10 protein-coding genes are annotated in these 11,336 nt (G+C 71.8%); 1 reads left to right on the top strand and 9 read right to left on the bottom strand.

Features of this window, described 5'->3' with window-relative positions; genetic code table 11:
- Nucleotides 1-180 precede the first annotated feature (180 nt).
- The 6 genes from ACFU8Q_RS16990 to ACFU8Q_RS16965 all read right to left on the bottom strand — a co-directional run bounded on the left by ACFU8Q_RS16990 (nt 181) and on the right by ACFU8Q_RS16965 (nt 5,896).
- Nucleotides 181-1,536: a hypothetical protein gene (locus tag ACFU8Q_RS16990; RefSeq protein WP_384453957.1), complete on the bottom strand. Its 1,356-nt coding sequence runs from the start codon at nt 1,534-1,536 to the stop codon at nt 181-183.
- Between the two features lie 35 nt (nt 1,537-1,571).
- A complete protein-coding gene (locus tag ACFU8Q_RS16985) occupies nt 1,572-2,711 on the bottom strand; it encodes a hypothetical protein (RefSeq protein WP_384453940.1) in 1,140 nt (379 codons plus the stop codon).
- Entirely contained in the window at nt 2,708-3,733 is a 1,026-nt protein-coding gene (locus ACFU8Q_RS16980) for a hypothetical protein (RefSeq protein ID WP_384453937.1), read from the bottom strand. The genes ACFU8Q_RS16985 and ACFU8Q_RS16980 overlap by 4 nt, the downstream gene beginning before the upstream one ends.
- A gap of 88 nt (nt 3,734-3,821) precedes the next feature.
- Nucleotides 3,822-4,490: a peptidase gene (locus tag ACFU8Q_RS16975; RefSeq protein ID WP_384453934.1), complete on the bottom strand. Its 669-nt coding sequence runs from the start codon at nt 4,488-4,490 to the stop codon at nt 3,822-3,824.
- A 317-nt stretch (nt 4,491-4,807) separates the two neighbouring features.
- The gene (locus ACFU8Q_RS16970; protein ID WP_384453931.1) at nt 4,808-5,323 is read right to left on the bottom strand and encodes an ATP-binding protein; all 516 of its coding nucleotides are present in this window, start codon (nt 5,321-5,323) and stop codon (nt 4,808-4,810) included.
- A gap of 204 nt (nt 5,324-5,527) precedes the next feature.
- Nucleotides 5,528-5,896, bottom strand: a complete 369-nt coding sequence (locus tag ACFU8Q_RS16965) for an STAS domain-containing protein (protein WP_384453927.1) — start codon at nt 5,894-5,896, stop codon at nt 5,528-5,530.
- A gap of 291 nt (nt 5,897-6,187) precedes the next feature.
- On the opposite strand from ACFU8Q_RS16965, the gene ACFU8Q_RS16960 reads away from it, so the two are divergent.
- Complete coding sequence (locus ACFU8Q_RS16960) at nt 6,188-7,201, top strand: RNA polymerase sigma factor SigF (protein ID WP_384453954.1); 1,014 nt, start codon at nt 6,188-6,190, stop codon at nt 7,199-7,201.
- 134 nt (nt 7,202-7,335) lie between these two features.
- On the opposite strand, the gene hutI is transcribed toward ACFU8Q_RS16960, so the two are convergent.
- From hutI to ACFU8Q_RS16945, 3 genes are all read right to left on the bottom strand, one after another.
- Nucleotides 7,336-8,508 (bottom strand): imidazolonepropionase, encoded by a 1,173-nt coding sequence (gene hutI, locus ACFU8Q_RS16955; RefSeq protein WP_384453924.1) that lies wholly within the window; start codon nt 8,506-8,508, stop codon nt 7,336-7,338.
- A gap of 143 nt (nt 8,509-8,651) precedes the next feature.
- On the bottom strand, nt 8,652-10,037 hold the full coding sequence (locus ACFU8Q_RS16950) for a formimidoylglutamate deiminase (RefSeq protein WP_384453921.1): 1,386 nt from the start codon (nt 10,035-10,037) through the stop codon (nt 8,652-8,654).
- On the bottom strand, nt 10,028-11,236 hold the full coding sequence (locus tag ACFU8Q_RS16945) for an allantoate amidohydrolase (protein ID WP_384453951.1): 1,209 nt from the start codon (nt 11,234-11,236) through the stop codon (nt 10,028-10,030). The genes ACFU8Q_RS16950 and ACFU8Q_RS16945 overlap by 10 nt, the downstream gene beginning before the upstream one ends.
- Nucleotides 11,237-11,336 lie beyond the last annotated feature (100 nt).

Here is an 11,336-nt window from a genome sequence, read left to right as displayed (position 1 = left end):
GGTGTGCGGCGGCCCTTCGCGTAATGTCGAGCCGTTCGCGTACGTCCGGCCCTTCCCGTACGTCGAGCCCTTCCCGTACGTCGAGCCCTTCCCGTACGTCGAGCCCTTCCCGTACGTCGAGCCGTTCGCGTACGTCCGGCCCATCCCGCAGCCGTCCGGTGCGTCCGTGCGGCGCTCAGCTCACCTGGTGCCGCGCAGCCTGCGCCACGGGGTGAAGGTGAACACGGCGCCACCCAGCAGGATCGCCGTCCCCGCGACCAGGCCGAGTGCGCGCAGAGTGCCGGTGCCCTCGGCCCCGGTCGCGGCCAGTCCGCCGCCGGAGTCCGTGCCGCCGGCGGCGGAGCCGGCGGTGCCCGTGGAGCCCGAGGCCGTGGAGCCGGAGGCGCCGCCCTGCTGGGCGGTGGTGTCGAGTTCCAGCGACGGGGTCACCGAGCCCTTGACCTTGCACGGGATATTGATCTTCGAGGCGCCCAGCGTGACATCGATCGTCAGGGTGCCGGGGCTGAGCGTGGACTTCCCGGACGCGCCCGGCTTGTACGTGCCGGTCATGTCGGAGAGGTCGACGGGCTTGCCCTGCTCCAGCGGCTCGGCGTTGGCAGGTCCGGTGACCTTCACCGAGCCCTTGTCGGCGCCGCCGATGGCGACGTCCATGGACGGCTTGAGCGCACCGGCGGGCAGCGCGGCCGGGCTGTCCATCACGCCCTTGGCCGTCTTGACCGTGAGCGCGTAACTCCCGCCGCTCTTCTTGGCGTTGATCGTCACCTTGGACGATATGTCGGCCGGTCCGGGGGACGTACAGGCGAAGTGGACGGCGACCTCCTTACCCGGGAAGTCGGTCTGGCCGCCGCCGGAGCCGGAGGTCGTACCGCCCGCGGTCGTGGATCCGGAGGTGGTGGAGCCGGAGGTCGTACCACCGGACGTTGAGCCGGAGGTCGTACCGCCCGCAGTGGTGGAACCGCTCGTCGAGCCGCTTGTCGTACCGCCCGCTGTGGAACCGGAGGTCGTACCGCCCCCGGTCGTGGCTCCGCCGCCGTCCGTGACCTTGATGGTCGCGCCGGTCTTCACCGTCTCCTTCGGGCTGCACTTGGTGTCCGTGGAGATCGGCTTGGAGACGTTGATGTTGTACGCGTCCGGCGTCAGCGTGATCTCACCGGCCTTCTCCAGCTTCAGCGTGCCCTTCATGTCGGGCAGCACCATGGCGCTGTTCTTCGGGATCGGCGGATTCTGCCGCGGCCCTTCCATCTGCAGGGTGCCCGTGGCCGCGCCGCCCACCTTGAGGGTGCCGGTCGGCTTGACCGTGTCCTTGTCCAGATCTAGCACGTCGGGGTTCTTGGAAGCGGCCTCGACCGTCTTCCACACCACCTCGACGGTGTCCCCGACCTTGGCCTCGGCGGGCGCGGTCAACCGCACCACGGTGGTGCCCTCCACGGGCGGCAGTCCGGAGATGGCCGGAGGTATGCACTCCGTCTTGTACGAGGTGTCGGCGGCCTGGGCCGGACTGGCGGCCAGCAGCATGCCCGCGCCGCCGAGCATCATCGCGACTCCCGCCGCGACCGTCCTCCGTTGCGTCCTCACGAATGTCCCTTCGTCGTCGGTCTGTTCTCTGACGGTGCGGAATCCGGTGTGAACCACGGCAGGGCGGCCGTGGTGGTGGGTGGGGGCGGGGCCGCGGGGCTCCCGGCGGGCCCCGGTGCGCGGCGCAGCTTCGGGAGCCGGGCCATCGCCCCGACCGGTTGCGGGGGGCGGTGGCGCCTGGTGCGGGCCGGGGTGCGCGAGGTGCGGGGCCGTACCTTGTCGATGATCGCCATGCCGATCCGGAACACGGCGGCCGGCACGACGACGCACAGCAGGATCCAGAAGAGGGTGACGCCCCAGGGGCGGCCGACCCCCCACGGCTGCTCCGCCAGCACCTTGCCGCCGTACTGCAGCGAGACCTGGTAGTCGCCGTGGGCGCCCGCGCTCAGTTCGACCGGCAGCTTGATCTGCGCCTTGCGGCCGGACTCGATGGTGCCGCGCCACTGCCGTTCCTCCCACTGCGGGGCGAGGACGCCGTGGGCGGTACCGACCCGGAAGACCGGGTCCTTGACGGGAGCGGACCCCAGGTTGCCCACGGTGAAGACGAGTTGGCGGGAAGGCGGGGCGCCGAACCAGGTGAGGATTCCGCCGGCGCCCTCCAGCCGGGTGGTGGCCAGCACCGCGAGCCTGCCGCCCTCGGTCTCCTTCGGCAGCGCGGCGACCGGGTGGCCCGCGACGACGAACACGGCGTCGGCGGTGGCCTGTTCCCCGGTGACGGTGGCGACATGCACCACGCAGGGGCAGGGCGCGGGCGGCTCGGCGACCGGCATCTTCTTGCCGAACTCGCCCTTGGCGCCGGTCGTGACGGCGCGGCCCTCGGCATTGGCGCAGGAGTTGGTGCCGCCGATCACCCCGCGGTCCGGGGTGGACTGTCCGCAGATCAGCATCATCAGGAGCGTGTTGGGACGCCAGCCGCTGCCCTTGACGGTGATCTCGCCGCCCTTGCCCGCCTGCTGCTCCGAGAGGGTGACCACGGGCTTCGCGTCCGCGGCTGTCGCCCCCACCGCGTCGGCGCCGGGCGCGCAGAGCATCAGCAGGGCGGGCAACAGTGCACCGAGCAACGCGGCGAGCAGCGGCGCGGCGGTCCGCCGGTGGCTGCCGTCGCGGAGTGTTGCCGGTCCGGCCTGTCCAGTCACGATTCCGCTCCCGCCTTCACCAAGTGCCTGCTCTCGGAGTGCTGTTGGTCTGCCGGGGACTGTCCGGGCAGGCTGCTGCCGCCGTCGCCGCCGTCCGGTGTTCGGATGCGTGCGCGCCGGCGCCGGTGGGCGTACGCGGTGACGGCCGCGAGGAGCAGCAGCGCGCCGCCGGTCACCGGAACCCACGGGACGAAGACCGCGCGGGCCGTCGCCTCGCCGTGCGCGCCGTCGGCCGCCGTGACGCGCAGCCGTACGGTCACCGAGTCGAGCGCCGGGGCGTCCCGCCACGGTTCGCCGAGCCTGACGCGCTGTCCGGGCAGCAGCTCCACCGGCAGTGCGCGGGCCTCGCGCCGCAGCAGCCGCCGCCCGAACGCCCCGTGGGCGTCGACGGCGATCCGCGGAGCCAGGACCGTGTTGCCGCGGTTGACCAGCGTGTAGTGGATGGTCCGCCCGGACACGGTGACGTCCTCCACGGTGAGCGCGCCCAATGTCGGCCCGCCGACGCGTAGCTGGATGCGTACACCGACCGAGCGGTCGCCGCTCCGTACGACGATGGCGCCGGGGTGGTCGCCGGGCGTCGCGCCCGTCGGCACCGTGACGGAGAACGGCACCTCGGCGCGGGTCCGGGCCGGCACGGTCACCTCGGCGGCGGCGGTCCGCAGCCAGGCTCCGGTCCCGGTGGAGCCCCTGCCGTCGCGTACCGCGAAGCCGCCGTCCCCCGCGTTGTACGCGTCCGCCCCGCGCAGCCGTACGGTGACCGGGGCCGAACCGGGGTTGATGACGGAGAGCCGGTCCTGGAGGACGGTGCCGGGCGGGCCCTCCAGATAGAAGTACGGTCTGCCGCCGCCCGTACCGGAACCGCTCACCGCGGGCTGCGCCGTCCACGACGCGGAACTCGCGGGTGTCGGCGTCCGGGCCTCGGCTCCGGCCACCGGGGTCAGGGCGAAGGTGAACAGCAGTACGGCAAGGGCGAGTCGCCCGACGAAAGCGAGTCGGGCGGCGTGACCGGGCGGCGACGGCATGGGCGGCTCCCTGGTGCGTGACGGCGGCCGGCTCGTGGACTGGGGCGTCTTCCGGGTCCGGCCGGTCCGGAAGAAGCACCCTGACGCCCTACCGGCCCAGGGCCCCCTGCCCGCGCCTGGTCAGCCAGAGCACCCCGGCCGCACCGGCCAGCAGCACCGTGCCGCCGAGCGTGCCGAGCGCCACCGCCGAGTCGAGCGGGCCGGTCTTCGGCAGCTGCCCGCCGTTGTCCGGGGCGCTCTGCCCGTTGCCCGCGGCCGTCACGTCGAGCTGGAGCGACGGCCCCGGGTTGTTGGAGGGGGTACAGGTCGTGGTCGTACCGAGCGCCTTGATGGTGAGCACGCCGGCGGTGAAGTCGACCTTGCCGCTCTTCTTCGGGGTGTACGTACCCGACAGGTCACTGATCTTGATGGGGGTGTTGGCGGGTATGGCCGCGGAGTTCGGCGCACCGGAGACCTGGACCCGGCCCTGGTCGGCACCTCCCACGTTGATGACCGCGCTGGGCTTCATCGCACCCTTGCCGAGTTCGACCGGGCTGGACGAGACGCCCTTCTGGAAGGACATCGTGAGCTTGTAGCCGCTGCCGCTCTTGACGCTCTTGATGTCGATGGGAGACACGGCGCCCTTGTCGCCGATCGGGGTCTTGCACTGGTAGTTGACGTCCACGACCGTGGCGTGGGCGGCGGGCGCGGCCATCAGCACCACCGCGCCCGCCAGCGCGGACGCCAGCGCGAGAGCTGTTCGCTTCTGGTAGGACACCTTGAGTTCCCCTCACCACTTAACTGACGACACATCAGATCGGGCGCTCAAGGTACGCCCGAGGCCTTGTGGAGGGAAGACAAAGAGCGCGCCGATCCGGCGCGCTCTTCAGTGGTGCATATACGGGGCCGCACGCCCCCGGGAACTGACGCGGAACCACCACCGAGCCCGGACAGGGAACTCGTGAAGCCCGGGCGTGGGACTACACGGAACCCGGGCACGGGACTACGTGAAGCCCGGACGCGGGACCACGCGAAGCCCGTACGCGGGACCACGCGGAGCCCGGACGTGGAATGACACGAAGCCCGGGCGCGGGACTACGCCGGGGCCGCCAGCTCCGCCCAGACCGTCTTGCCGGCTCGGCCCGTCACCCGCAGGACCCCCCAGTCCAGGCAGAGCCGCTGCACGATGAACATGCCGTGCCCACCGGGCCGGCCGGCCCGGTGCGGGGTGCGCGGCGCGGGCTGCCCCGCGCCCGAGTCGACGACCTCCACCCGCAGCACCTTCGCCGTGCAGGCGATACGCAGCTCCTCGGGGCCGTCCGCGTGCAGACAGGCGTTGGTGACCAGCTCGGAAACGACCAGCAGGACGTCCTCGGCGGCGGCCCGTCCGTCGGCGCTCGTCGCGGGGAGCCAGCCCCAGTCGTGAAGCGCCTGACGGGCGAAGTCGCGGGCCGTCGGCACGATGCCGCCGACTCCCCGCAGCGACAACGTGCGCCACTGCCGCTCGACCGGCTCGGGGGAGGCCGCACCGGCGCCCGCGTCCGCGCCCGTGCCGGCGCCCTCCGGCTCGCGGCCGAGGTCGCCCGGCGGATGCTGCCGGGTGGTGCTCATCAGCGCTTCACCTCACCGATTCACCATGTCGCCATTGAACAGTTACAAGTACAGGTACACGAACAGATACGAAGTGAGCGGCTCTTTCACGGTTCCGCCCGGTGTCTTCTGCCCGGCCGAATCGCGACAACACCCACTTCGCCTACGCGGCTCGCGTGACACGGGCAACACATGAGGCCCCCGGGGTCGCGAAACGCGCCTCGATCAGGTATCCAGGGCCGCTTCGAGGGAGTCGTGGACGGTGAAGACCGCCTCGGCCCCGGTGATCTCGAAGACCCGCGCCACCACCGGCAGCATTCCGGCCAAATGGACCCCTCCCCCGGCCGCCTCCGCCTTGAGGCGGGCACCGAGCAGCACATTGAGCCCGGTGGAATCACAGAATTCGAGTCGCGAGCAGTCGACCACCAGGCGTACTCGCCCTTGCTCGACCGCGCTCTCCAGGGGTTCTCGCAGCAGATCCGCCGTGTGGTGATCCAGCTCACCCACCGGCGTCACGACCTCGCTGCGCCCCTCGGTTCGGGCCTCGACGTGAAGCCGACCCCGGTTCGCACTGCCGACCGTCCCGCGGTCCATGCCCGTCCCTCTTCGTCGTCACTGCCTGCGTCACTGCCTGCATCTCCGCGTGCGCAGATTCGTTGTAGCCGTCGCTGACGTTCTTGAAACAGTACGCGTTCCGTACGCCACGTGGTAGCCGAAGACCTCAACAAACCGGACATATAGCAACATTTGGCGCTTGTAACTGCCTGTCCGGACCGGGTAAGGGTAGGGGGACACCCAAAACACGGCCGGCTTCGGAGGCGCCGCTTCACCGCAGGAACACGTATGGGCATCGGCAGCCATATGCCGAGAACGATGGAGGAGACCATGTCACCCCGGCTCGACGAACCGCGTACCCACGACGCGACGTCAGTATGTCCTCAGGGACCGACCCACTCAGACTCCCCTGCCGCGAACGCCGGAAACGGCACGCGCACCAGCGACACCAGTGCTGGCACCACGATCAGCACCACCCCCACCAGCACGATCAGCAGCACCGCCGTCGGCACGGTCGACGGCCACGGCATCACCGACGGTCTCGAAGGACTTCCCGAGATCCCGCCCTACGACGAAGTGGGGGCCCTGGACGCCAGGGCTCTGTCGAAGACCCTCTTCGAACGGCTCGAATCCCTCGAAGAGGGCACCCACGAGTACTCGTACGTACGCAACACGCTCGTCGAACTGAACCTGGCCCTGGTCAAGTTCGCCGCTTCCCGGTTCCGCTCCCGCAGCGAGCCGATGGAGGACATCATCCAGGTCGGCACCATCGGCCTGATCAAGGCGATCGACCGCTTCGAGCTCAGCCGGGGCGTGGAGTTCCCGACGTTCGCGATGCCGACCATCATCGGCGAGATCAAGCGCTTCTTCCGCGACACCAGTTGGTCCGTGCGCGTCCCGCGCCGACTTCAGGAGTTGCGGCTCGACCTGGCCAAGGCGGGCGACGAGCTCGCCCAGCAGCTGGATCGTTCACCCACCGTGGACGAGCTCGCCGACCGCCTCGGCATCACCAACGACGAGGTCGTCGAGGGCATGGCCGCGAGCAACGCGTACACCGCGAGTTCGCTGGACGCCAAGCCCGAGGAGGACGACCACGAAGGCGCGCTGGCGGACCGGATCGGCTACGAGGACCACGGGCTCGAAGGCATCGAGTACGTCGAGTCCCTGAAGCCGCTGATCGCCTCGCTGCCGGGCCGGGACCGCACGATCCTCTCTCTCCGGTTCGTCGCCAACATGACGCAGTCGGAGATCGGTGAGGAACTGGGCATCTCCCAGATGCATGTGTCGCGGCTGCTCTCCCGCACGCTGGTCAAGCTCCGGAAGGGCCTGACGCTGGAGGAGTGAACGGGCACCCCGCACGCCCGCGGAGCACCCGCGCGTCGCGTCGTGAGCCCCTTGCGGAAGGACCTGCCCGGAACAGCGGGCGGGTCCTTCCGCATGTGTGAGGGCGTGTCACCGGTCTCCGTCGGCGTACCGGTTCAGGCGACGCGTTCGCCGCGCCGCCAGACCGCGTGGACCAGCGGCACGCCCGGCCGGTAGGCCAGGTGGACGTGGCTGGGCGCGTCCAGGAGCACCAGATCGGCGCGGGCGCCGGGGGCGATGCGGCCGATGTCCGTACGGCGCAGGGCCGCGGCGCCGCCCGCGGTGGCGGACCAGAGGGCCTCGTCCGGGGTCATGCCCATGTCGCGTACGGCGAGGGCGATGCAGAAGGGCATGGAGGACGTGAACGACGAGCCCGGGTTGCAGTCGGTGGAGAGCGCGACGGTGGCGCCCGCGTCGAGGATGCGGCGGGCGTCGGGCCAGGTGGCACGGGTGGAGAACTCGGCGCCCGGAAGCAGGGTGGCGACGGTGTTGCCCTGGGCCAGGGCGTCGATGTCCGCGTCGGTGAGGTGGGTGCAGTGGTCGGCGGAGGCGGCGTCGAGTTCGACGGCGAGCTGGACGCCGGGGCCGTGGCCGAGCTGGTTGGCGTGGACGCGGGGGTGCAGGCCCTTCGCGATGCCCGCGGTCAGGATCGCGCGGGCCTGGTCGCCGTCGAAGGCGCCCTTCTCGCAGAAGACGTCGACCCAACGGGCGTACGGGGCACAGGCGTCGAGCATCGCCCCGGTGACCAGATCGACATAGCCGGCCGGGTCGTCGGCGTAGTCCGGGGAGACGATGTGGGCGCCGAGGTAGGTGACCTCTTCGGTTTGCTGGGCTGCGATGCGCAGGGCGCGGGCCTCGTCCTCGACGGTGAGGCCGTAGCCGGACTTGGTCTCGAAGGTGGTGGTGCCCTGGCGCAGGCCCTCGGCGAGGTAGCGGGCGACGTTTGCGGAGAGTTCGTCGTCGGTGGCGGCGCGGGTGGCGGTGACCGTGGTCCTGATGCCGCCCGCGCTGTAGGCGCGGCCGGACATCCGGGCGTTGAACTCCTCGGTGCGGTCGCCCGCGAACAGGAGGTGGGAGTGGGAGTCGACGAAGCCGGGGATCGCCGCCCGGCCGCCCGCGTCGACGGCGTTGTCAGTGGCGGGTGCTTTGCTTGACTCACCGGTCCAGACGACCCGGTCGCCCTCGATGACGACGGCCGCGTCCCGGATCAGGCCCAGGGGGGAATCCGCGCGCAGGGAGGGGTCGTTGGTGACCAGGCTGGCGATGTTGGTGATGGCGGTCGTCGTCATCGGGAGACTGCTCTCCTTGTGTATCGGCTTGCGGGGCGGCGGTCTTCCGGTGGGCCGTTCCCGGGGCGGCGGACCGTCGATGGGACTGCGGGGCGAGGCTCGCGGGGGTCCGGGGACCGGCCGTCTCCGGGGCGGTGGGGTGGTCAGTGGTGGAGTGCGGCGATGGCCGAGGCGAGCGCTTCGGGAACGTCCCCGACCAGGGTGTGCTGCCCGTCGCGGACGATGTGCCGACCTGCTACGACCGTGTGCCGCACATCGGCTGCGGAGGCGGCGAATACGGCTGTTTCGGCAGCGAGCCGGGGCACCGGTCCCGCTGTTCTGACGGAGTCCAGGGCGACGGTCGCCAGATCGGCGGGTGCGCCGGGTTCGAGGATGCCCGCCTCGGGCCGGCCGAGTGCGGCATGTCCGTCGACGGTCGCGGCGCGCAGCAGGGCGGCCGCTGTCCAGTGACCGCGCGCCCGGGTGCGCAGGCGCTCGTTGAGCTCCATCGCCCGGGCCTCTTCGAAGAGGTCGATCACGGCGTGGCTGTCGCTGCCGAGGGAGAGCGGCGAGCCGGCGCGCTGGAGGGCGGGGGCGGGGCCGATTCCGTCGGCGAGGTCGCGTTCCGTGGTGGGACACATGCAGGTGCCGGTCGCCGAGGAGCCGAGGAGCGTGATGTCCTCGCCGGTGAGGTGGGTGTTGTGGATGCCGGTGGTGCGTGGGCCGAGGACCCCGTGGTCGCCGAGGAGCCGGGTGGGGGTGCAGCCGTGGGCGGCGAGGCAGGCGTCGTTCTCCGCGGTCTGTTCGGAGAGGTGGACATGGAGCGGTGCCTGCCGTTCCTCGGCCCACGCGGCCACGGTGGCGAGCTGCGTGGCGGGGACGGCGCGCACGGAGTGGATGGCCGCGCCGATCAGGGCGTGGTCGCTGCCCTTGAGGAGGGAGGCGCGTTCGGCCCAGGCGTCCGCGGTGGTGTCGGAGAAGCGCAGCTGGTGCTGGTCGGGCTGCTGGTACTGGGTGGGGCGCCGGCCGAATCCGGCGGAGAGGTAGGCGGTGTCCAGCAGCGTGATCCGGATCCCGGCCTCGCCCGCGGCCGCGATCAGCGCCTCGCCCATCGCGTTGGGGTTGCTGTACGGGGTGCCGCCCGGCGCGTGGTGCAGATAGTGGAATTCGCCGACCGCGGTGATGCCGGCCAGGGCCATCTCGGCATACACGGCACGGGCCAGGTGGTAGTACGAGTCGGGGGTGAGCCGGGAGGCGACCTGGTACATGGTCTCGCGCCAGGTCCAGAAGGTGCCGGAGCCGACCTGGACGGTGGAGCGCAGGGCCCGGTGGAAGGCGTGCGAGTGGGTGTTGGCGAGCCCGGGAAGGGTGAGCCCGCGCAGCACGGTGGCGCCCGGCGGCGGCGTGGCGACGCCGGTGCGGACGCCCGCGATGACCCCGCCGGACACGTCCAGGGCGACGCCCGGCTCGACATGGGTGCCGAGCCAGGCGTGGGACAACCAGTACGTCACGGTGACGGGCCGGCCCGTCGACTCCCTTGTCAGCTGCACGCGAGACCTTCCAGTACGTCGGCGAGTGCGGTCACCCCGGCCACGCAGTCGTCCTCGGCGGCGTACTCGGCCGGCGAGTGCGAGATCCCGGTCGGGTTCCGTACGAACAGCATGGCGGTCGGGACCGAAGCGGACAAAATACCCGCGTCGTGTCCGGCGCCGGTGCCGAGGACGGGTACGGCGCGGTCGGCGTCGCCCCGGCCCGTCAGGATCTTGCCGAGCTCGTCGCGCAGGGCGTGCTCGAACTCCACGACGGGCGTGAAGGACTCCCGTACGACATCGAGGTCGATCCCCGCCCGCTCGGCGTGTTCCCGGGCCGCCCGCTCGATGCCGCCGACCACGGCGTCGAGGCGGTCCTGGTCGGCGGCGCGGGAGTCGAGCCAGCCACGGACGAGGGAGGGGATCGCGTTGACCCCGTTCGGCTCGACGGCGATCTTGCCGAAGGTGGCGAGGGCGCCGACGAGCTCCGCCTCGCGGCGGGCGGCCAGCACGGTCTCGGCGTACGTGAGCATCGGGTCGCGCCGGTCGGCCAGCCGGGTGGTGCCGGCGTGGTTGGCCTCGCCCCGGAAGTCGAACCTCCAGCGCCCGTGCGGCCAGATCGCGGAGGCGATGCCGACCGGGTCGCCGGTGAGGTCGAGGGCGCGCCCCTGCTCGACGTGGAGTTCCACGAACGCGCCGATACGGGCGAGGCGTTCGGGGTCGGGGCCGATGGTGTCGGGGTCGTATCCGGCCGCTTCCATGGCCTGCGGCAGCGTGATGCCGTCGGCGTCGGTGAGCCGGTGCGCCGCCTCGACGGTCAGCTGCCCGGCGGCGAGCCGGGAGCCCACGCAGGCGAGCCCGAAGCGGGCCCCTTCCTCGTCGCCGAAGTTGCTGATGGCCAGCGGCCGGGTGAACCGCGCTTCCCTGCGCCGGAGTTCATCGAGGGCGGCGAAGGAGGAAACCACACCGAGCGGCCCGTCGAAGGCGCCGCCGTCCGGTACGGAGTCGAGGTGCGATCCGGTGACGACGGCGTCCCCGGCGAGGGGGTCGCCGAGCCAGGCCCACTGATTGCCGTTCCGGTCGACCTCGTAGGTGAGCCCGCGCGCCTCGGCCTGCGCCCGGAACCAGGCACGGCAGTCGTCGTCGGCCCCCGTCCAGGCGTAGCGGCGGTAGCCGCCACTGTCCTGATGCCGGCCGATGGGCGCGAGCTCCCGCCACATGTCCTGGAACGACGGTGCGCTGCCCCCGCTCCCGGAGGGCCGGGCACCGGCGCCGGTCGCGGCGCTGCGTCCGGCGGCGCCGGCGTGGTTCGCGGCGCCG

It is taken from the genome of Streptomyces sp. NPDC057543, from assembly GCF_042801895.1.
Lineage (GTDB): Bacteria > Actinomycetota > Actinomycetes > Streptomycetales > Streptomycetaceae > Streptomyces.
Note: the sequence above shows the minus strand (reverse complement) of the source record. Positions and strands in the feature narration are given on the sequence as shown.